Below are 22,508 nucleotides of genomic sequence, written 5' to 3'. Positions count from 1 at the left end.
CATTATGGATAAAACATATTCCCCTGCAGACATAGAGCAAAACCTTTACCAACAATGGGAAGAAAAAGGGTACTTTAAACCGAGCGGTCAAGGCGACTCTTACTCCATTATGATTCCGCCGCCCAATGTCACGGGCAGTCTGCACATGGGGCACGCTTTCCAGCACACCATTATGGATACGCTCATTCGCTATCAGCGTATGGATGGTAAAAACACTCTCTGGCAGGTGGGCTCAGACCACGCCGGCATTGCAACACAAATGGTCGTGGAGCGTCAGTTGGCCGCTCAAAACCAAACGCGCCAAGAGCTAGGGCGTGACGCCTTCATTGACAAAATTTGGGAATGGAAGTATCAGTCCGGCGGTACCATTACTCAGCAAATGCGTCGCCTGGGCGACTCGGTAGACTGGGACCGCGAGCGTTTTACCATGGACGAAGGATTGTCTGACGCGGTTCGCGAAGTGTTTGTAAAACTGCATGAAGAAAACTTAATTTATCGAGGCAAGCGCCTGGTGAATTGGGATCCGGCATTGCAAACCGCGATTTCAGATTTGGAAGTCGAAAACAAAGAACAACAGGGCTCCATCTGGTACTTACGCTATCCGCTCGCTGATGACGCTACGACAGAAGACGGCAAAGACCACCTTGTTGTTGCGACCACGCGCCCGGAAACCATGTTGGGCGATGTTTGCGTTGCCGTACACCCAGACGATGAGCGCTTCGGACATTTAGTCGGAAAGCACATTAACCTGCCTATCGTAAACCGCCGAATTCCTATCGTGGCCGATCACCATGTAGATAGTGAGTTTGGTACTGGTTGCGTGAAAGTAACGCCAGCGCATGACTTTAACGATTACGAGATTGGTAAACGCCACCAAACCGGCATGATCTCTATTTTTGATGACACCGCACATGTCATGGCAAAAGCAGGCTTATACACCAGTACCGGCGAAGCCATGGAAGAACTTGACGGTTTTGACGGAACATTACCAAGCCAATACGCCGGAAAAGAACGTTTTGAAGCGCGTAAGCAACTGATTGCCGAGTTCGAAGAACTGGGACTGCTGGAAAAGATTGAAAAGCACACCAACAAAGTTCCTTACGGCGACCGTGGCGGTGTGCCTATTGAACCTCACCTAACTGACCAATGGTATGTTCGTGTAGAGCCATTAGCGAAACAAGCGACCGAAGCCGTAGAAGACGGTCGTATCGAATTTGTTCCAAAACAATACGAAAACATGTATTTCAGCTGGATGCGTGACATTCAGGACTGGTGTATTTCACGTCAGCTCTGGTGGGGACACCGTATTCCTGCGTGGTACGACGACAAAGGTAATGTTTACGTTGGTCGCTCCGAAGACGAAGTCCGCAAGAAACATAACTTAGGTGACACAAAGCTTCAGCAAGACGAAGACGTTTTGGACACCTGGTTCTCGTCAGCATTGTGGACCTTCTCGACATTGGGCTGGCCGAAAAATACTGACGATTTAAAAACCTTCCACCCTACCGATGTATTGGTGACGGGTTTTGATATTATTTTCTTCTGGGTTGCACGCATGATCATGATGACCATGCACTTTATGAAGGACGATGAGGGCAAACCTCAGGTACCTTTCAAGAAGGTGTATGTTACTGGCCTTATTCGTGACGAAGAAGGTCAGAAAATGTCTAAGTCCAAGGGGAACGTACTGGATCCTCTGGACATGATTGACGGTATTAGCGCTGACGAACTAGTCGCCAAGCGCACCGCTAATATGATGCAACCGAAAATGCGCGAAAAAATTGAAAAACGTACTCGCGCTGAATTCCCGGAAGGCATTACAGCACACGGTACCGACGCGCTGCGCTTTACGTTGACGGCACTGGCCTCAACGGGTCGTGATATCAACTGGGACATGAAACGCCTGGAAGGCTATCGCAACTTCTGCAACAAGCTTTGGAACGCCAGCCGTTTTGTGCTTATGAATACCGAAGAGCACGACTGTGGTCAGAGCGGTGATGACATGACACTGTCTCTGGCAGATGAATGGATTATTGCCCGCTTTAACAACACCGTGAAAGAGTTCCGACAAGCGCTCGATAGTTACCGTTTTGACCAGGCCGCGGCCATTGCTTATGAGTTTACCTGGAACCAGTTCTGCGACTGGTATTTGGAGCTGACAAAACCAGTACTGCACAACGGCACCGACGTTCAGCAACGAGGAACTCGACATACGCTGGTTAGCATTCTTGAACAGTTGCTTCGGTTACTGCACCCTATTATGCCGTACATAACCGAGACGATTTGGCAACGTGTTAAGCCATTAGTAGGCGTGGAAGGCGATACCATTATGCTGCAACCGTTCCCGCAAGTACAAAGCTCGGTTAATGAGCAAGCCATGCTTGATATGGAGTGGTTGAAACGTGTCATTCTGGCTGTTCGTAACATTCGTGGTGAAATGGACTTATCGCCGAATAAGCCATTACCATTACTGCTGTCGAACGCGGATACGATGGCCAGGGGGCGTATCGAGAATAATGAGAGCTTCCTGAGCAGTTTGGCCAAGCTTGAATCTATTGAGTTTATTGACAGCGATGATGGCGCACCTGCCAGCATGACGGCACTGGTTGATAGCTTGAAGTTGCACATTCCAATGGCTGGTTTAATCGACAAGGACGCCGAGTTACAGCGCTTGCAGAAGGCTATTGAAAAGGCTGAAAAAGAATGGCAGCGCCTTAATGGTAAACTCAGCAACGAAAACTTTGTGAGTAAAGCGCCTGAAGCTGTTATAGCAAAAGAGCGTGAAAAGCTTACTGAAGCTGAGGCAACGCTAAGCCAGCTGAAAGAGCAACAGGAAAAAATAAGCGCACTTTAACGCGTTGACGATAATCAAACGCCCGGCTATTAAGCTGGGCGTTTTTGTATGCGCGTAATCTAATTTTGTCATAAGTTCGTAGCAACGGTTATATCGATCGCAAGGGAGAAAGCCATGACTATTTTTGAAGAGTTACGAGTTGACCATGACAAACAGCGTCAATTATTGGACCTTTTACTCGACACGTCAGGCAATGAACCTGAGCGTGAACAGTATTACCAGCAATTAAAAGTACAGTTGGAGCAGCATGCGGCTGCGGAGGAACGTTATTTTTATAACCCGCTAATTGAAGACGATACGACCATTGAGTTGTCTCGCCACGGCATTGCTGAACACCATGAAATTGACGAGCTTATTGAGGCCTTAGAAAAAACGGATATGTCGTCTCCAGGTTGGCTGCAACACCTTAAAAACCTAAAGCATAAAGTACTGCATCATTTGGAAGACGAGGAACAAGGGTTCTTCCAGAAAGCTGGAAAGGTTTTAGAGGACTCTGAAAAGCAGTCTTTAGGTAAAGAGTATCGAGAAATGATGAAAGAAAAAGGGCTGTAACAAATTGACGGTGGAGAGGATCACTCCTCTCCATCATCGTATTCGTCATCCAGTTCATCGTCATCCAGCATGGTACCCCAGCCGTCATACTCAACGTCACACTCGTCAGCAACATCCGCAATTTCTCTTACCTGACGCGCTAACACATTATTATCGAGTTCAGCATCCGTCGCAGCGATGAACGCAAACCAGCGCTTACCCTGTTCGTCGTCAAACTCATCGGCATCATCCACATGATATCCCAGCTTCACCAACTCCACTGCGGCCTTCTCTAGCTTGGTAAAGTCTGTAGAAGCAAGGTGGTGTTCAATCTCATAAAGAACGTCAGGCTCAGCACCGTCACTGATGAGTGCGTTAATCGTTTGTTCGCTTTGCTCAAGTAGCTCATTCAGAGACTGGCTCATTCGCTTTCCTTCTTCACTTGTTCATTTAACTGATTAATTTTGCTGTCCATAATGTCATGGCAGTGGCGGCTTAAGTCGCGCAAGTTCTCTTTCTGGTAGTTTGCGATGCGAATAGGCTCAAGAAAGGCGACTTTTAATACACCATTGTTCCAACGGTTCATTTTAATTTTACCATGCAGCTCTGACACGCAAACAGGAACAATATCGACTTGAGCACGAAACGCTGTATGGAAAGCACCATTTTTAAACGGCAATAGTCCTCTGCCATAGCTTCGTGTGCCTTCCGGAAACATCCATACCGAGATATCTCGCTGATTTATCGCGTTCGCTGTTTGAGCAATTGTACCGTGTGCTTTACCCGCGTTTTTACGGTCAATCAAAATATTACCGGCCAACCAGTACAACCAGCCAAAAAACGGTATCCAACGCAGACTTTTCTTACCCAAAGTGACCGTATTTTTTGGCAGCATCGCCGCAATCGTGAAGATTTCCCAGCTGTTCTGGTGGTTACAGACAAAAACATAGGGGCCACCGTGTTCAATATCGGGGTGCCGAGTTACTTCAATTTTCAACCCAAGCACTCGAGTCGCCCAACCAAAGATATGGGCGAACCGATAGGTGTTGTTTCGGTGAAAAGGCCGAATAATACAAAACAGACAGCCAACGACACCAAAAACAACGATAAATCCACCTAAAAACAACCACCTCAGTACCGCTAACATAACAAATCCCCAGCCTTACTCATCTTCAACGACAATATCGTCGACTCGCTGAAGGCCTCTGGGCAGTTTGTTACCCCGGCGCCCTCGCTCGCCCAGATAGTGTTCAAGATCGGCCGGCTTCAAGGTTAGTTTGCGCTTTCCTGCCATTAGCGTTACTGCTTTGTCCGGTGCGGCTGTCGCCAGGGCCACCACATACTCTTCCCGCGACTGTGCTCTTAACGCTGGGATATTAATAATTTTGTTCCCTTTCCCTTTACTGAGCTGCGGTAAATCCGCTACCGGGAAAACCAACATACGACCTTCATTTGATACAGCGATAACACGGTCATTTTCAATGCTGTTCACCGCTGTGGGCGAGAGTATTTTTGAACCGGTTGGTAAGGTAATAATCGCCTTGCCATTTTTGTTACGACTGACTAAATCACTAAACTGGCAGACAAAACCGTAACCCGCATCCGATGCAAGCAGCAGACAGCTGTCGTCTTTCCCCATCAGTACATGCTCTACCGTTTCACCTGACACCAGACTGAAGCGCCCGGTTAGTGGCTCACCCTGGCTTCTCGCCGATGGCAACAAGTGCGCTTCACACGAAAAGCTTCGGCCTGAGCTATCAATAAATACAACTGGTTGGTTGCTTTTACCCTCGGCTGACCCAAGGAAACTGTCACCCGATTTATAACTCAGCTTCTCACCGTCAATATCATGGCCTTTCGCGCTACGCACCCAGCCTTTCTTAGACAGTACAACGGTAACTGCCTCTGCCGGCGTGAGATCTCGCTCACTTAATGCTTTTGCTTCGTTACGCTCAACCAACGGCGAGCGACGTTCATCACCATACGTGTCGGCATCGGCAAGCAGTTCCTTGCGAATTAACGTTTTCAGGCGACGGTCTGAGCCCAAAATTTTCTCAAGTTGCTCACGTTCCTTGCTCAGTTCGTCTTGTTCACCTTTCAGCTTCTGCTCTTCCAGCTTCGCTAAGTGGCGTAATTTTAGCTCAAGAATGGCTTCGGCCTGCTTGTCTGACAGCGCGAAGCGCGACATCAGAACCTCTTTCGGCTTGTCTTCCGTACGGATAATTTCAATAACTTCGTCTAAGTTTAGATACGCAATGAGCAAGCCTTCCAAAATATGAAGACGTGCCAATACTTTATCTAAACGGTATTGCAAGCGGCGGGTGACCGTCTGCTGACGGAACTCGAGCCATTCTTTTAAAAGCCCCACCAACGGCTTAACTTGCGGACGGCCGTCCAGCCCCAGAATATTCAAGTTAACACGGTATTGTTTTTCTAAGTCAGTGGTGGCAAACAAGTGATTCATCAGTTGTTCCGTGTCAACGCGATTGGAGCGGGGAACAATCACTAAGCGTGTCGGGTTTTCATGATCCGACTCATCACGCAAATCAGACACCAACGGTAACTTCTTCGCCTGCATTTGTTGAGCAATTTGCTCCAGCACTTTTGCGCCGGAAGCCTGATGTGGTAGCGCAGTAACCACAATTTCACCGTCGTCTACTTCATAAGACGCCCGCATTTTTATACTACCGCGACCGGTTTCGTACATTTTCTTAATGTCTTCGGCAGGCGTAATGACTTCTGCGTCGGTCGGGTAGTCTGGCCCTTTTAGCACATCCATGATGTCTTCAAGTGTGCTACTTGGCTTTTCCAGTAACATGGCACAAGCGTTGGCTACTTCGCGAGCATTATGTGGCGGGATATCCGTCGCCATACCGACCGCAATGCCTGTCACGCCGTTCAGTAAAATATGGGGAAGTCGCGCCGGTAGAACTTTCGGCTCCTTCATGGTGCCATCAAAGTTCGGTATCCAGTCAGCGGTGCCCTGTCCTAACTCACTCAACAGAACTTCACTAAACTTAGACAGTCTCGCTTCGGTATAACGCATCGCCGCAAACGACTTAGGGTCATCGGGAGAGCCCCAGTTACCCTGCCCATCCACTAGCGGATGTCGGTACGAAAATGGCTGCGCCATGAGCACCATCGCTTCGTAACACGCGCTGTCACCGTGAGGGTGAAACTTACCCAGCACATCACCCACTGTACGGGCGGACTTTTTATATTTCGCTAAAGCCGATAAGCCCAGCTCTGACATCGCATAAACAATACGTCGCTGAACCGGTTTTAAACCATCACCAATATGTGGCAATGCCCGGTCCATAATGACGTACATGGAGTAATTTAAGTAGGCCTCTTCAGTAAAGCGGCTGAGGGGGCGTGTTTCGGTAATCTCCGTCGACATTCTCACTTCTCCTTGCTTAGCAGCCTACAGTTCAGCCAAGTCGGCCATGTTGCCTTTGCTTTCCAGCCAAGTACGGCGATCACTCGCACGTTTCTTCGCCAGCAACATGTCCATCAGCTCTTCCATCATTTCAGCGTCATCTATTGTCAGCTGCACCAATCGACGTGTATTCGGGTCCATCGTCGTTTCACGAAGCGTCAATGGATTCATCTCGCCCAAGCCTTTGAAACGTTGAACATTGATTTTGCCTTTTTTCTTCTCGGCTTCAATACGATCCAAAATGCCCTGCTTTTCGTCTTCATCAAGGGCGTAAAACACCTCTTTGCCGACATCGATTCGATAAAGCGGCGGCATGGCAACAAAAATATGGCCATTCTCAACCAGCGGCCGGAAGTGTTTCACAAACAGCGCACACAGCAGAGTCGCAATGTGAAGCCCATCAGAGTCGGCATCCGCAAGAATACAAACTTTACCGTAACGCAGTTTATCCAAATCAACACTGTTTGGGTCGACGCCGACAGCAACGGATATATCATGGATTTCCTGTGATCCCAGAATTTGCTCCGGATCCACTTCCCAGGTATTCAAAATTTTTCCGCGCAGTGGCATGACGGCCTGAAACTCTCGATCGCGCGCCTGTTTCGCTGAACCACCGGCCGAGTCACCCTCAACCAAAAACAATTCGCTATTGGATGGATCCTGACTAGAGCAGTCGGTTAACTTACCCGGTAACGCAGGCCCCTGAGTGACTTTCTTACGAACAACTTTTTTGCTTGCTCGTAAACGACGCTGAGCGTTACTGATACAAACATCAGCCAATAATTCAGCTTGTTCGGTGTGCTCATTCAACCATAAGCTGAATGCGTCTTTGACGACGCCGGAAACAAAGCTGGCAGATTGTCTCGACGACAAACGCTCTTTGGTTTGCCCGGCAAACTGCGGATCTTGCATCTTAGTCGACAAAATATAGGAGCAGCGTTCCCACACATCATCAGGTGTCAGCTTCACACCTCGCGGTAGTAGATTGCGGAACTCACAAAACTCACGCATAGCCTCTAACAGACCTTGTCGCAAGCCGTTAACATGCGTACCACCTAATGGCGTTGGAATCAGGTTTACATAACTCTCAGATAGGCCCTCACCACCTTCCGGTAACCAGGTTACCGCCCATTCAACCCCTTCGGTTTGCGAGCTAAAAGAGCCATTAAATGGGTCTTCCGGTAAAGTAGGAACCTCTTTTACCGCTTCAATCAGGTAATCGGTCAGGCCGTCCTCGTAAAACCAAGTTTCTTCGGTGTCATCGACCTTATTTTTGAAGGTAATGCTTAACCCGGGACACAGCACCGCTTTCGCCCGGAGCAGGTGCTTCAACTTGGTAACAGAAAACTTTGAGGAATCAAAATACTGGGCGTCTGGCCAAAAATGGACTTTGGTTCCGGTATTGCGCTTCCCAACAGTGCCGGTGACTTCTAACTCAGAGACTTTATCGCCATTTTCGAAGGCCATTTCATACACCTGGCCATCTCGCTTAATGGTGAGCTCAACACGCTTCGACAGCGCGTTAACAACAGAGATACCAACACCATGCAGACCACCAGAAAACTGGTAATTTTTATTCGAGAACTTACCGCCCGCATGCAATTTGCTCATAATAAGCTCGACACCCGGAACCCCTTCTTCAGGGTGAATATCCACGGGCATACCACGACCGTCATCCATGACTTCTAAGGATTGGTCGGTGTGTAGAATAACCACTAAGCTTTTAGCGTGACCGGCAAGCGCCTCATCCACACTGTTATCAATAACTTCCTGGCCTAAATGGTTGGGCCGTGTGGTATCGGTGTACATACCGGGGCGGCGCTGAACCGGCTCCAGGCCATTCAGCACCTCTATAGAATCGGATTTGTAGTCTGTCATGAGTCCCTGTTTTTTGTTGTAGCTCGCTCCGCAAAGTTGACTGACAATTTACCGCTAACCGTCGTCTATTTGAAGTAGTAAGGCATAAATTTCTGCACTGACTCGCTCAGCTCTGGTTGGATTCGACCTTGCTTACGACACAGTTGCAACCAGTCCGACAAAAATTGATTAGCTTGGTACTTTTCATCGCGGTGTCGCATGTCTTTATTCGGCTGACGATAATGCACTGCTAGCTTTGTAATACCCTGCGTTTTTAAGACTTCCGCCATACGCACGTCATGGTATAGGCGCACCGTCATTTTGGCGCGCAAATAATCCGCCCAGCTAGGCTTTAGTTGCTCAATCGAAATATCCGTTGTGTAACGCGAATTGTCGACACGTTTTACCACAAACACCAAGCCTTCGCCGGCTTGAATAATGACCTCAGCTTGAGTCGAGTCATCTTCATCCGGCACAAAAGGTAACAAAGCGGCATAGTTCAGCTCATTCAACCTGTGTAACTCTGCCACGTCGACAACGTAACGCTGCTGCATATCACCCCTTACAAGCTCAGCTTATTTCTAAACACACTATCTCGATGCAATAGCAACCATTGTAACCCAATTACACTGGCGGCATTATTAATTTCCTCACGCTCTAACATACCAATAGCATCTTTACGCGGTAATACATGCACTTTAATGTCTTCATCTTCTTCAGGAAGACCGCCAAAATCAGCCGCTAAACTCGTGTCGACTTCCGCAATATAAATTGTCAGTTTCTCATCGGTTCCGCCCGGGCTCGAGTAGTAGCTGGTTGCGTAAATCAACTGTTTGGCTTCCAGGCCTGCTTCTTCTTTTAATTCTCTTGTTGCGACCTCTTCAGCACTTTCATCAGCGTCAAACATGCCTGCGACAAATTCAAATAGCCAAGGCCCGTTGGGGTCATCTAATGCACCTACCCGAAATTGTTCCAGCACGACTAACTCGTCGCGAACAGGGTCATAAGGTATCACCACGACAGCGTGGCCACGCTCCATCAATTCACGCTCAATAGGCTGACTCCAGCCGCCTTGAAACAAACGGTGTTTGAGTTTGTATTTATAAACCGACAAAAAGCCTTCATAAAGCGGCTGTTTTTTATCGAGTTCAACATCTTTTCGAGTCAATCTTGACGCCATTTCACCTTCTCGCTTCAACTTTTTTTGATATGAGAGTAAAGCCTGCTTTCTGATCTACTATACAGCAAACATTCTGTTACACTTGAGCAGATTCTGAAACCATGTTTTGCTTAAATTATCAGCGTGAATCAATTACACTGGTAATCATTCAACACTGTATGTAAACTAACGCGCAATCATTTTAAGACTATTGCATGTCAAGTAACGGGACACTGACTACCATGAAAAAGCACCTCTTGTCAGCGGCTGTAGGAATTGCATTAACTACAGTCTCTTTTACGTCAAATGCCGAAGATTTAGCTCAGATTTACCGCTTAGCGGTTGATAACGATCCGACCTTATTAAGAGCCGCCGCCGAGCGCAACGCCATTCAAAAGGGCGTTGATATTGCTAAGTCCGGTTTCTTACCACAAGTGACCGGTCAAGCTGGCTACAGTGATAGCAGTTCAGAGTCGTTTCAACCAGGCATCGGTTCATACGATATCGACACGGATGGTTGGCAAGCAGGCGTTTCTCTGAATCAAAGTCTTTTTGACTGGAGCGTTTGGAAAAATGCGGACATCGCGGAAAAGCAAGCGTATCAAGCCGAAATTTCCTATAACAACGCGCAACAAGAGTTAATGCTTCGAGTCGTCAATGCTTACTTCCAGGCGCTTCAGGCAAAAGACGACCTGTCATTTGCTGAAGCCGAGAAAAAAGCCATTAAACGTCAGCTTGAGCAAACCAAACAACGTTTCTCTGTTGGGTTAACCGCCATTACTGACGTGCACGAAGCACAAGCACAATATGACAGCGCCGTCGCCCGTGAAATTCAGGCTCGTAATGCCGTAGAAATTGCTTACGAAAGCATTCGTGAAATCACTGGGCAATACCCACAGACGCTGGCCGCATTAGACACCGAAACCTTTTCGCCCAGTGACCCTGCACCGGAAGATGTCATGAAATGGGTAAAGAAAGCGGAAAATAGTAATCTAAGCTTATTAGAGAGCATGGTGCAGGTTGAGATTGCTGAACAGCAAATTAAGCTTCAGCAAGCGGGTCACTACCCGACTGTGTCATTATCAGCGAACTATTCAACCAATGATACCGATAGAACAATACAAGGTGAGCCATCCCCAGATACGGGCCGTCTTGATAGCCGTTCAATTGGTCTAAACGTCAGCGTACCTATTTTCTCAGGCTTCCGCACCTCAGCTGAAGTTTCTCAAGCGCGTGACAACTACGTTGCAACTAGCCAGCAAATGGTTCAGACACGTCGCCAAATCGAGCGTGAAGTGCGTAACGCTTACTACGAAGTATCAGCGTCAATTGCCAGCATTAATGCGTTTCAGCAATCTGTCGTTTCAGCAGAAAGCGCATTGAAAGCAACCGAAGCCGGTTTTGAGGTAGGTACCCGGACTATTGTCGACGTCCTAAACAGTACTCAAAACCTTTACAACGCTAAACGTAACTTATCAGAAGCTCGCTATGGCTATATTCGTCAAATGCTGCGTTTAGAACAGGCCGCAGGTCAGCTTCAGGAAAACGACCTATTGGCAATTAACAGCAGTCTGTCAGAGGACGTTGAAGGAACTGCAGCGGACTAACTCCGCTGACCACAGGCACCACGTCCCGTTAGTGGTGCCTGCCTCCCTTAATTCTATGTTACTATCCGCAACAATCTAATAAGCAACAACGGTTCCTGTTGTGATCGAACAACCGACATTTAAATTCTATTTTTTACACCCTAAGTTCTGGCTTACCTGGCTCGGCGTTCTCATTCTTTATACCGTGTCTTGGCTTCCCTATCGTATGCAGCTGGCCATGGGGCGTGGGCTTGGCTTGCTGTTTAAAAAGGTCATGCCCCGCCGTGTCAATATAGCGCGCACCAACTTAAAGCTGTGCTTTCCCGAATACAGCGACGACAGCATTGAAGAACTGGTCACCGAGAACATGAAAAACACCGGCATTGCCTACTTTGAAGTCGGCATGGCGTGGTGGTGGCCGGACTGGCGTATTCGTCGCAAACTGCATATTCACGGTGAGGAAAACTTACGTAAGGCGCAGGAAGACGGCAGCGGCGTATTATTACTGTTGTTTCACTTCCTAAGTCTGGAAGTGCATGCGCGCTTGCATGGCTTCGTTGAGCCGGCAGTTGGCTTATACCGGCCACATAACAATGCGGTAATGGAGTTTCTACAAACTCGTGGACGAGCCCGCTCAAACAAGTACATGATTCAGCGGAAAGACGTTAAAGGCATGCTTAAAGCTCTGTCTAAAGGCGATATCGCCGGCTACTTACCTGATCAGGATTACGGCCGCCGTCGTACTGAGTTCGTTAAGTTCTTCGAGGTTCCTGACGCTTCAACCACTACTGGCACCATGCTGTTCGCAAATGCCCCCAATTGTAAAATAGTGGTTTCTCGCTGTATTCGCCGCAAAGACGGCACGGGCTATGACTTATATTACGAACCCGAGCTTCAAAACTTCCCGACAGGCGATGACAAAGCGGACGCTCGCTACGTCAACACCCTGGTCGAAGACGCTGTGAAAAAAGCGCCCGAGCAATACCTCTGGGTTCACCGCCGGTTTAAAACGCGGCCTGACCCCGATATGCCTAGCTATTATCAGTAGACCCAGAGTCCGCCTCGCCAAGCAGTTTGTTCCAGCAATGAATAACCGCTTGGCGTTCAGCGTCTAAATTGTGCTTCTCTAACAGCTGTTCCCCCTGAAGCGCCAGTGCGTGACTCTCACAACGAAAAATCTGAAATGCATTCACTAGGTTCTGAGCATCAACGTCATCCAGCAGGTGCTCTTGCTGAGCTTCTATTAACAGCCGAATGTTATCGCTATAGCGGCATAAACTTGGGTGCGTATGAGCGTATTTGAGCACCAAATATTGGGTAATAAATTCAATATCGGCAATGCCACCATCATCTTGTTTTAAGTCAAAAGCGTTCGTTCGGCTTACCGACAAATGATGTTTCATTTTTTGCCGCATGGAGACAATCTCTTTTTTCAGCTGCGCGTCTTCGCGTGGCTGCATCAAGGCAGCTCGACGTACATCCGCTAAAGTATCTCTTATTCCCCTGCTACCGTACACAGGACGCGCCCGTACTAACGCCTGCAGCTCCCAGGTCCATGCATCGTCATGCAGATACTTAGCATAAGAGTTTACTCGCGTGACCAACAGTCCGGATTGACCCGACGGACGCAGGCGTAAGTCAACATCGTATAACACCCCAGCGACGGTTCGGGTCGTAAACAAGTGCAACACCCGCTGCGCCAAGCGCAAATAAAACTGCTGAACCTCAATCGGTTTATTGCCGTCAGTTAAGCCTTCGTAGTTAGAATCTGTAACAAACACCAAATCGAGATCAGAGCCATAGCCGAGCTCTTCGCCACCAAGCTTGCCGTAAGCCATAACTCCAAAGCCGGTATTATCGACGCTGGTTCCTTCAGGTTTACCATGCTTCTGAGTCAACTGATGCCAAGCCAGCCCTATCACCTCGTTAATAATCGCTTCTGCCAGCGCGCTTAAGTGATCACTGACATTCATGAGTTCAAGCACGTTACTAATATCAGCCGCTGCAATTTTTAACTGCAAAGCCTGTTTTGCCTGTCTTAGCGCATCCATTTGCGTTTCCAGATCCTGCTCAGGAATACGAACTAAGTACTCACGAAGCAACGCATCATAGTTTTTCGACTCCGGCAACGTATAAAGTTGCTGCGGATCGATGAGCTCATCGAGTAACAAAGGGTGTTGTGCCAGCTGATTGGAAATCCAGGGGCTGGCCATACATAACTTACAAAGCTGCGCCCGTGCCCCAGGGTTTTCTGCCAACAGCTCTATGTAGGCAGTGCGACTCATTATGGCCTTAATAATAGACAGCAGCCGCTCAAGCAGGCGCTCAGGATGTTGGTGCTGCACAGCGTGACGAAGCATCATCGGCATTAGCCTTGCCATCGCCGCTCGCCCTCTGGGGCCTGAACTTCGGCGACGACTTTCCTGCCTGAAATTATGAATCAAGCGCCATAAGCTCTCCGGCTCATCAACCCCTTCCGCTTCCAGAATCTCAATCGCCGCATCATCGTCCAGCATATCCTGCCACAGCACTTGCAACGACTGCTCTTCTTCGTCTTCTTCTGACTGCTCACCAACGACTTGTTGAAACTCCTCGTGAATGCTCGCCATGCAGTCGTCAACACGCTGTTGAACGGGCGCCCAGTCATCTTCGCCCAGCATACAGCGTAAACGCTCCTGCCCAAGCTCATCGTCTGGCAGTTGCTGAGTCTGTGCATCATCGATTTGCTGTAATCGATGCTCTATGGTGCGCAGAAACTCATAGTTTCGCATCAGCATGTCAGCCCGCTCCTTGTCAATCAGCTCTAATTCAATCAAGCCATTAACTGCTGTATACAAAGAGCGTGTTTGTAGACTCTTTTCCTGCCCCCCACGAATCAGTTGGTGCGCCTGCACTATAAACTCGACTTCCCGAATACCTCCGGCACCAAGCTTGATATTATTTTTTACTCCCCGTCGCCGTGTCTCCTGAGTAATCAGGAGCTTCATTTTGCGCAGCGCTTCTATGGCGCTAAAATCAATGTAGCGACGATAAACAAACGGGCGTATCAAATCATAGAACGCTTTCTCGTCCGAATCGCTGGCTCCAATCAGGCGGGCTTTTACCATTGCATAGCGCTCCCAGTCGCGTCCCTGCTCCTGATAATAATGCTCCAGCGCATTCATACTGGTAACCAGCGGCCCCGACTGGCCGAATGGACGCAAGCGCATATCCACCCGAAACACCTGCCCATCGGCAGTGGTTTCGTCAAGCAGCGCAATCAGCAACTGTGCCAGTCGTTTATAAAACACGCTATGCTCTAAGTTCCGTCCAGGTCCTTGAGTCTCGCCTTGCTCGGGGTACGCAAAAATAAGATCAATGTCCGACGAGAAGTTAAGCTCTTTACCACCTAACTTACCCATACCAATAACCAGCATTGGCATGGTCTCGCCGTTACTGCCTATTGGTGTGCCGTGTTTCTCTTGTAATCGTTTAAAAGCCCATTGCAAGCTTTCTTGAATAGCCGCATCAGCAAACACGCTGAAGTGTTCAAGTGCCTCAGAAAGCGAGAGCTGACCCAAAATATCAGCGGCCGCCAATTTCGCCATAATGCAATGCCGGTATTCACGCAGTTTGTATTTGGCTCGGCGGTCGTCTTTACACTCCTCAAGCAATCTTCTGAGGCTGCTTTCATAGGTATCTGAGCTATCCAGGCTTATATCATTGTCTGAAGCAAAAAAGTCCGTCAGTAATTGGGTAGGGTAACGTTCTGCGACCCTTGCAATAAAAGGGCTTACTGCGAAGAGCGAGCGCAAAAGCTGCTGCTGAGGTTCCGTTATCGAAACATTGTTGACCTCAATAAATCGCTCCCACGCCGATTCACTGTGTTTTTCTAAGTAGTCATTCAGTATAAGCATTAGGCAAACCAGTACGGATCACGCTTTAACGCTGCCTTTCTTGAATACTCCAGCGCCTTTAATAAGGACTCTCGCTGCACTTTTTGCCATTCCAGCAAACGCTCAAGATCATCGTCGTCACGCTCTTTGATGCGCTCGTGCAAAATATGCAGCGCGGTAATTTCCCGAATGCCTCGCGCTAAATCCTGCCAGGGTAAACGGAATTTTTCACGTAGGTCATCGTCAAACAACTCACCAAAACACGTCCCCATGAGCAAGCTGTTCTGTAGTGGCTTCAAAAGCTTTAAATAACCTTCTTCGTTCAACCGCTCATGTTCAGAAAATGCGGTCTGAACCAGTTGCCAGTCACTTTTGAGCAACTGACTGCACCATGGCGTTACCGGCTGCGACAGCTCTTCGGTCATTTCGTTTTCGATTAAAAACTGAGACAATTTTAATACAGTTTGCTGATAGCGAGTCGACGCCACAACGTCTGCCACTTCAGTCAATCGAATCACGTCTTCCTGGCTGTTCTGCAAGCTTTCATACAGCTTTTCATAACGCTTTAAGGCTTTATGGTAGGCTCCATCTTCTGCCGTTAGCTCATCAAGCCCTTCAAAGTTTCTCAGCCACTGTAACTGCTCGGTGATTTTAGCCAAATTAGTTAACAGTTGACGCTCGCCAACACCCAGTTCAATCAATTGCTCCAGCGCAACTCGCACTAATTGAATACCATCAGCAAGGCCCTGAACGGCGCGAACGCTCGGGTTAAAAAGCAAACAGGACTCATTGTGTTGCCAGTGCCTTAATCCATACTCAACCGCTCGGTATAATGCCTGACCGATGGTGAAGTCATTTTCCAAAGGGACGTAATGCATCTGCGTAAACGGCTCTAGCAGACTCTTTCCCGCCAGCATATAGCCACGGGCCGCTTTACTCAGCGAGCCCACTTTCGCTTCCACTTTAGTCACCAACTGATGCGCTAAATGATACGCATCATCTATCGAACCGCCCTGCAGTTCTAATTCAATTTCAGAAAGCGTTTCTGAACGCTCCCCGGCCTGAATGTGTCCTTCATCCAGCACCATCTCAATAACGCCATCACCGCTGGGTAGTCGCCAGCGGGTACGGGTAAAGTCGGTAACGAAAATGGTTTGTAAGTCACGCTGAATGTCATAAACCGGAAAGTCGTCGGGCCAAATCTCACTATCAAACAGTGTTAAATCGGGCTTTTCGCTCTCAACATTGACATTGTACTCCGGCCGTTGGTGCATGCCGCCCATAACCCGACCTGCCAACTTAATCGTTTGTTCTTTTTGATCTTTATGGCTGCGTATGCGTAATCCCATATCAAACTGACGCAAACGCAAATCGGATGTGTCGAAATAACTGTTTCTGAGTTCTAACTGTGTTTTTTGCGTGTTTCCTGAGCGGGCATCCGCCAGTGATTGGCACACTTTTAGTGCTTGGTCTCGTTTTTCAGGAGCAATCAGTAGTTTTAACTCAAGTTCTTGTGACATTGACGCATTCCGAAGCAGGTGAAAGTTAAAGTAAAGGTACTGGCTTGGCGGCTTAGGGTCAACAAACATAGGTATTTTGTTGGCTTGACAGTATCCCGAAAAAATAGCAACGTGACGACAGACCTTTTTTAGGGTCTTTACCCGCGCAAAAATAAGCTTATACTTGCGCCGATTCCCGACGTTGGGGAAGCACGCCGAGCTTCGGCCTGGCTATACAGGAGATGCTATGTTCAAAGCGAGTGAGGTGCTATCCAAACAGCATCAGGCAGAAGACTTGAAGTCTCTGCAACAAGCGATAACCGACAACTATATTGTCGATGAAGATCAATATATGCGCGAGTTATTGCCGCTTGTTCCTGCCGATGAAGAAACGGTTAGCGCAGTAACCGAACGCGCAGCTAAATTAGTTGAGCAAGTTCGAGAACAAGCCGACAACGGTGTTGTCGATGCTTTCCTGCAAGAGTACAGCTTAGACACGAAAGAGGGCATTATCCTCATGTGTCTCGCCGAGGCCTTGCTGAGAATTCCCGATGGCTACACTGCCGATGCACTTATCCAGGATAAACTGTCTGGTGGTGACTGGCAGAAACACATGGGGCAAAGCGCTTCATGGCTAGTCAATACGGGCACTTGGGCTTTAGCGCTGACGAACAGCGTCACTAACCCTACCGGTCAAGCAATGGAAACACCTCGCGGTGCGTTCAGACGCTTGGTTCGTAAAATGGGCAAACCGGTCATTCGCAAGGCGACTTATACCGCCATGCAGATTATGGGTAAACAGTTCGTATTAGGGCGTACGATTGAGGAAGCGCTGAAGGAAAGCCGCGACAACCGCGACAAAGGCTATACCCACGCCTACGACATGTTAGGTGAGGCGGCACTCACGTCTAAAGACGCGAACTACTACAAGCAGCAATACGTCAACTCGATCAAGACAATCACCAAAGAGAACTTTAATAACCCGGATGCACCAAGGCCAACGATTTCGATTAAGTTGTCCGCATTGCATCCGCGTTATGAAGCGTCTAACCACGAACGTGTGTTGACGGAATTGGCAACGACTCTAACAGAGCTGGTCAAACTGGCCAAAGAGGCGGACGTCGGTGTCACTATCGATGCCGAAGAAGCTGACCGTCATGAGCTGTCGTTGGAGCTGTTTGAAAAAGTGTATCGCAGTGGTGTTTGCAAAGGCTGGCCACGTTTTGGTCTGGTTGTTCAAGCGTACTCAAAGCGTGCTCTACCAACGCTCTGCTGGATTACCGCATTAGCTAAAGAGTGTGGTGACGAAATTCCGGTACGCCTGGTGAAAGGCGCCTACTGGGATAACGAAATTAAGTGGACTCAGGAAAATGGTTTAACCGGATACCCGGTGTTTACGCGCAAATCGCACAGTGATATTTCTTATCTTGCCTGCGCTCGCTATTTATTAAGTGATGACACAGACAGCGCGATTTATCCGCAGTTTGCGACGCACAATGCGCAAACCATTATGAGCATCCAACACATGAACGAAACTCACAAGCGCCGTATTGAGTATCAGCGCTTGCACGGTATGGGCGACAGTCTTTACGACACGCTTATGGAACAAAATCCGGGCATGGTCGTACGCATCTATGCACCAGTGGGTCCACACAGAGACTTGTTACCGTACTTAGTTCGCCGTTTATTGGAAAATGGTGCCAACTCGTCATTCGTTCATAAGCTATTAGACGCCGACACGCCGGTTAATGATCTGGTCGAGCACCCGATGAAAACCGCATCGGGTTATGAAAAGTACGCTAATAGCAAGATTCCACTTCCTCCTCAAATTTATGGGGATCGCACAAATTCATTAGGATTGAATATGAATATTCACTCACAAGCAGATGACTTTATTGCAGCAGTTCAGCAATATCGTGACAAACAATGGCAAGGCGGTCCTATTGTCGATGGCAAGACCGTTGAAACTGATCACCATGTCAGCATTACCAGCCCACAGGAAACCGCAAAACAGGTCGGTAGTATTTACTGGGGTGACAAGAAGCTTGCAGAGCAGGCACTTAACAGCGCCAACAAAGCTTACAAGCAGTGGCGTGACGTGCCAACTGAAGAGCGGGCTAAGTGCCTTGAGAAGTTCGCTGACCTAATGGAAGCCAACCGCAATGAACTGATTGCTTTATGCTCTGTTGAAGCGGGTAAAGGCTTGCAGGATGGTATTGATGAGGTACGTGAAGCCGTCGACTTCTGTCGCTACTACGCTAACCAAGCGCGCGAGCTAATGGGCTCACCGATTCAGTTGCCGGGGCCAACAGGCGAAGACAATGAGCTATTCGTTGAAGGACGCGGTACATTCATCTGCATTAGCCCCTGGAACTTCCCATTGGCTATTTTCGTTGGCCAAGTTGCCGCCGCATTAGTAACCGGCAACTCGGTTATCGCCAAACCGGCTGAGCAAACTGGGCTTATCGCTTACCGCGCAGTGCAACTTGCACTAGAAGCGGGTATTCCGGGTAATGTCTTGCATTACATGCCGGGCAGCGGTGCGGAAGTTGGTAGTTACCTGACATCACAAGAAGATATTGGCGGTGTCTGTTTTACTGGCTCTACTTACACAGCACAAGCCATTAACCGTGCGCTTGCGGCTCGAACAGGACCTATCGTGCCGTTGGTTGCCGAAACCGGTGGCCAAAACGCCATGATGGTCGACTCAACGGCGCTGCCTGAGCAGGTTGTCACTGACGTTGTTGCCAGTGCGTTCCAAAGTGCCGGTCAGCGCTGTTCTGCACTTCGTGTCTTGTTCGTTCAGGAAGACGTGGCTGACCGTGTTATCGACCTGCTACGTGGTGCCATGGAAGAATTGCAAGTCGGTGACCCGCTACTGCATGAAACCGATGTTGGTCCAGTGATTGACGGCATTGCCAAGACAAACCTTGAACAACACATTACCGACATTCAGCAAGCGGGTCGTTTAATTGCCCGTGCGCCAATGCCGGACTACACCATGGGCGGTACTTTTGTTGCGCCAACGGCTATCGAAATTGACAGTATTAGTCAGTTGGTTAAAGAAAACTTCGGTCCAATTCTGCACGTTATTCGCTACTCAACCGACAACATTGAAGAGGTTATTGAGAGCATCAATAACACCGGCTTTGGTTTAACCTTCGGTATTCACAGCCGTAACGAAACCTTCGCCTATGATGTTGCCAGCAAAATTGATGTGGGTAATGTGTACATTAACCGTAACCAAATTGGTGCTATTGTTGGTGTGCAACCATTCGGTGGTCGCGGTATGTCTGGTACAGGGCCGAAAGCCGGTGGTCCTCACTACCTTACTCGCTTTATCACTGAAAAGACGCGCAGTGACAATATTACAGCGGTTGGTGGTAACGCTACCCTGTTATCACTCGACGACTAAAACGCTAGCCTGTATTGGCATAGCAAAAACGCCGCCACTTTATAGAGTGTGCGGCGTTTTTTTCTGTTTATCGCTTATCAACCGTTTCGACGTCGGTATCTTTCAATGTTGTTTCTAAATCGTTATCGAAGACAACGTAGATTTCATGCAACTGATTTGACTCATCTCGGAACTGTAACGCTGCAATGTCCTCTTCATAGCGAAGCAGCTTTGGTGGTTTACTGAGGATATGAGTTCTCGGCGGTAAAATTAAACGTCTTTCTTCAAGCTGCTTGCCATTCCAGCTAGCAGCCAACTGCTTTGGTCGAAACTTAATCACTATCGCCGCCATTAACGCCATCGTCAGTAAGGCGCCAACCGCAATAACCCATATCGGCACCACGCCACCAATATAAATGGCCATCCACAGTGCCAAAAAAAAGCCGCCCCAGGCTTGGGGCGGCGGCTATCACGATAAAACTGAAGCGTTTCAGAATTGTTCGTCGTCATGTAAATATAAACTCTCGCTACCGTCCTTAATTGCACCCAATAATGCGTGAGTACGAGGCATAATGCGAGCAAAGTAAAAACGAGCTGTCTTAATTTTCGATGCCAAATACGGCTTTTCCGCTTGTTTTTCTTCAGCTGCAACGGCCATTCGTAACCACATATAACCGTAGGAAATATATCCCACCAAGTGCAAATATTCTACCGCTACACTGTTTACCAAGTTCTCATCGGTAGCCGCTTTTTGAAGTAACTCTTCGCTGATGCGGGTCAAATCCTGAAGCGACTGTTGCAGTGTGCTTACCTCTCCGCTCCAGTTACTGTTACCTGAAATACCTTGCAAGAACGTTGCTATTTCCTCGATAAACGGTTTCAGCAACTCACCACGCGAACCACCAACTTTGCGACCTAACAAATCCAGTGCCTGAATGCCGTTAGTGCCTTCATAAATTTGTGCAATACGGGTATCGCGAACCAACTGTTCTTGTCCCCATTCGCGCACATAGCCGTGACCGCCAAACACCTGTTGACCGTGAATGGTTGACTCCAGCCCGGTATCGGTTAAAAACGCTTTAGCAACCGGCGTCAATAATGCAACCATGGCATCGGCTTTTTGACGAACGGCGTCGTCTTGAGAGTATTTTGAACGGTCTAACTGCTGACCAACCCAAGTCGAGAACGCACGACCACCTTCGGTCAATGCTTTCATAGTCAGCAGCATACGGCGTACATCACCGTGGACTAAAATAGAATCCGCTTCTGCATTGTCATTGCGAGTTGCTTTAGCACCGCGTCCCTGAATACGATCTTTCGCGTACTCCAACGCATTTTGGTAAGATCGTTCTGCCGCACCTAGCCCCTGAATACCAACGCCCAGACGTTCGTAATTCATCATCGTAAACATGGCGGGCAAACCACGATGCGGTTCGCCAACCAACCAGCCTTTCGCGCCGTCAAAGTTCATCACACAGGTTGCTGAACCGTGAATCCCCATTTTGTGCTCAATAGACCCACAACTAACCGCATTGCGCTCGGTTAAATTGCCTTCGCTATCAGACAAGAATTTAGGCACCACAAACAGTGAAATACCTTTCGTGCCAGCAGGCGCGTCAGGCAACTTCGCCAAAACCAAATGAACGATATTGTCCACCAGGTCATGCTCACCACCGGTGATAAAAATTTTCGTACCGCTAATCTCAAAGCTGCCATCTTCCGATGGGATGGCTTTGCTTTTAATAATACCGAGATCCGTTCCGGCGTGTGGCTCAGTCAGACACATAGTGCCAGTCCACTCTCCTGACACCATGCGGGGTAAGTAATGGTTTTTCAGCTCGTCACTGCCGTGAGAGTCAATCGCCATAATTGCCCCCGAAGTCAGGCCCGGATACAAAGAAAACGCAATATCCGCACTGCACAGCATTTCTTCATACTGCGCCGATAACGACTTAGGCAAGCCCATACCGCCAAATTCAGGGTTTGCAGTAACACCAACCCAGCCACCTTCAGCCAGCTGACGAAAGTTCTCTTTGTAACCTTTCGGAGTTGTCACTGCGCCGTCTTCAAACTTAACACCTTCTTCGTCAGCTTCACGTGCCAGCGGAGCGACTAAGTTTTCAGCAACTTTAGCACCTTCATCAAGAATGGCTCCGGCCGTTTCTACATCCATCATTTCCGCCAGTTCAGGAGCTTTCTCCCAGTCAGCGGCTACGTTAAATACGTCATGCAGGACAAAATCCATATCATCACGCGGTGCTCTGTAATCTGCCATATTATTTACCTCTTGTTCCCACAAACAGGAAATTTAAAC

At 48.5% G+C, this 22,508-nt stretch carries 15 protein-coding genes; 5 read left to right on the top strand and 10 right to left on the bottom strand.

Annotated features, from left to right (window positions below):
- The first annotated feature begins 4 nt into the window (after positions 1 to 4).
- Positions 5 to 2,854, top strand: coding sequence for a valine--tRNA ligase (locus CEW91_RS03280; protein WP_088767663.1), 2,850 nt, complete (start codon positions 5 to 7; stop codon positions 2,852 to 2,854).
- 114 nt (positions 2,855 to 2,968) lie between these two features.
- Positions 2,969 to 3,406 (top strand): hemerythrin domain-containing protein, encoded by a 438-nt coding sequence (locus CEW91_RS03275; protein WP_088767662.1) that lies wholly within the window; start codon positions 2,969 to 2,971, stop codon positions 3,404 to 3,406.
- A 20-nt stretch (positions 3,407 to 3,426) separates the two neighbouring features.
- Here the strand turns inward: CEW91_RS03275 and rraB are convergent, their stop codons facing one another.
- The 6 genes from rraB to CEW91_RS03245 form a co-directional block, all read right to left on the bottom strand.
- Complete coding sequence (gene rraB, locus CEW91_RS03270) at positions 3,427 to 3,810, bottom strand: ribonuclease E inhibitor RraB (protein ID WP_088767661.1); 384 nt, start codon at positions 3,808 to 3,810, stop codon at positions 3,427 to 3,429.
- The gene (locus CEW91_RS03265) at positions 3,807 to 4,532 is read right to left on the bottom strand and encodes a 1-acylglycerol-3-phosphate O-acyltransferase (protein ID WP_088767660.1); all 726 of its coding nucleotides are present in this window, start codon (positions 4,530 to 4,532) and stop codon (positions 3,807 to 3,809) included. Before CEW91_RS03265 ends, rraB begins: the two co-directional genes overlap by 4 nt.
- A 15-nt stretch (positions 4,533 to 4,547) precedes the next feature.
- The gene (gene parC / locus CEW91_RS03260) at positions 4,548 to 6,785 is read right to left on the bottom strand and encodes a DNA topoisomerase IV subunit A (protein WP_088767659.1); all 2,238 of its coding nucleotides are present in this window, start codon (positions 6,783 to 6,785) and stop codon (positions 4,548 to 4,550) included.
- A gap of 24 nt (positions 6,786 to 6,809) precedes the next feature.
- Positions 6,810 to 8,702, bottom strand: coding sequence for a DNA topoisomerase IV subunit B (gene parE / locus CEW91_RS03255; protein ID WP_088767658.1), 1,893 nt, complete (start codon positions 8,700 to 8,702; stop codon positions 6,810 to 6,812).
- 65 nt (positions 8,703 to 8,767) lie between these two features.
- Positions 8,768 to 9,235: a DUF1249 domain-containing protein gene (locus CEW91_RS03250; RefSeq protein ID WP_088767657.1), complete on the bottom strand. Its 468-nt coding sequence runs from the start codon at positions 9,233 to 9,235 to the stop codon at positions 8,768 to 8,770.
- 8 nt (positions 9,236 to 9,243) lie between these two features.
- The gene (locus CEW91_RS03245; protein WP_088767656.1) at positions 9,244 to 9,861 is read right to left on the bottom strand and encodes an NUDIX domain-containing protein; all 618 of its coding nucleotides are present in this window, start codon (positions 9,859 to 9,861) and stop codon (positions 9,244 to 9,246) included.
- A gap of 221 nt (positions 9,862 to 10,082) precedes the next feature.
- On the opposite strand from CEW91_RS03245, the gene tolC reads away from it, so the two are divergent.
- Positions 10,083 to 11,447, top strand: a complete 1,365-nt coding sequence (tolC, locus tag CEW91_RS03240) for an outer membrane channel protein TolC (RefSeq protein ID WP_088767655.1) — start codon at positions 10,083 to 10,085, stop codon at positions 11,445 to 11,447.
- A 100-nt stretch (positions 11,448 to 11,547) separates the two neighbouring features.
- Positions 11,548 to 12,474, top strand: coding sequence for an LpxL/LpxP family Kdo(2)-lipid IV(A) lauroyl/palmitoleoyl acyltransferase (gene lpxL / locus CEW91_RS03235; protein WP_088767654.1), 927 nt, complete (start codon positions 11,548 to 11,550; stop codon positions 12,472 to 12,474).
- On the opposite strand, the gene glnE is transcribed toward lpxL, so the two are convergent.
- Positions 12,458 to 15,322 (bottom strand): bifunctional [glutamate--ammonia ligase]-adenylyl-L-tyrosine phosphorylase/[glutamate--ammonia-ligase] adenylyltransferase, encoded by a 2,865-nt coding sequence (glnE, locus tag CEW91_RS03230; protein ID WP_088767653.1) that lies wholly within the window; start codon positions 15,320 to 15,322, stop codon positions 12,458 to 12,460. The two genes, lpxL and glnE, sit on opposite strands and share 17 nt — an antisense overlap.
- A complete protein-coding gene (locus tag CEW91_RS03225; protein WP_088769343.1) occupies positions 15,322 to 16,821 on the bottom strand; it encodes a CYTH domain-containing protein in 1,500 nt (499 codons plus the stop codon). The genes glnE and CEW91_RS03225 overlap by 1 nt, the downstream gene beginning before the upstream one ends.
- A 226-nt stretch (positions 16,822 to 17,047) precedes the next feature.
- Here CEW91_RS03225 and putA point away from each other — a divergent pair, with 226 nt between their 5' ends.
- Positions 17,048 to 20,215, top strand: a complete 3,168-nt coding sequence (putA, locus tag CEW91_RS03220) for a bifunctional proline dehydrogenase/L-glutamate gamma-semialdehyde dehydrogenase PutA (RefSeq protein ID WP_088767652.1) — start codon at positions 17,048 to 17,050, stop codon at positions 20,213 to 20,215.
- 67 nt (positions 20,216 to 20,282) lie between these two features.
- On the opposite strand, the gene CEW91_RS03215 is transcribed toward putA, so the two are convergent.
- Positions 20,283 to 20,630: a hypothetical protein gene (locus CEW91_RS03215; RefSeq protein ID WP_232507018.1), complete on the bottom strand. Its 348-nt coding sequence runs from the start codon at positions 20,628 to 20,630 to the stop codon at positions 20,283 to 20,285.
- A 54-nt stretch (positions 20,631 to 20,684) separates the two neighbouring features.
- Positions 20,685 to 22,469: an acyl-CoA dehydrogenase C-terminal domain-containing protein gene (locus tag CEW91_RS03210; RefSeq protein ID WP_088767651.1), complete on the bottom strand. Its 1,785-nt coding sequence runs from the start codon at positions 22,467 to 22,469 to the stop codon at positions 20,685 to 20,687.
- Between the last annotated feature and the right edge of the window lie 39 nt (positions 22,470 to 22,508).

The sequence above is a fragment of the Idiomarina piscisalsi genome (genome assembly GCF_002211765.1).
Lineage (GTDB): Bacteria > Pseudomonadota > Gammaproteobacteria > Enterobacterales > Alteromonadaceae > Idiomarina > Idiomarina piscisalsi_A.
The sequence above is the reverse complement of the archived record's forward strand: the minus strand, read 5'-3'. Positions and strand labels throughout refer to the sequence as shown.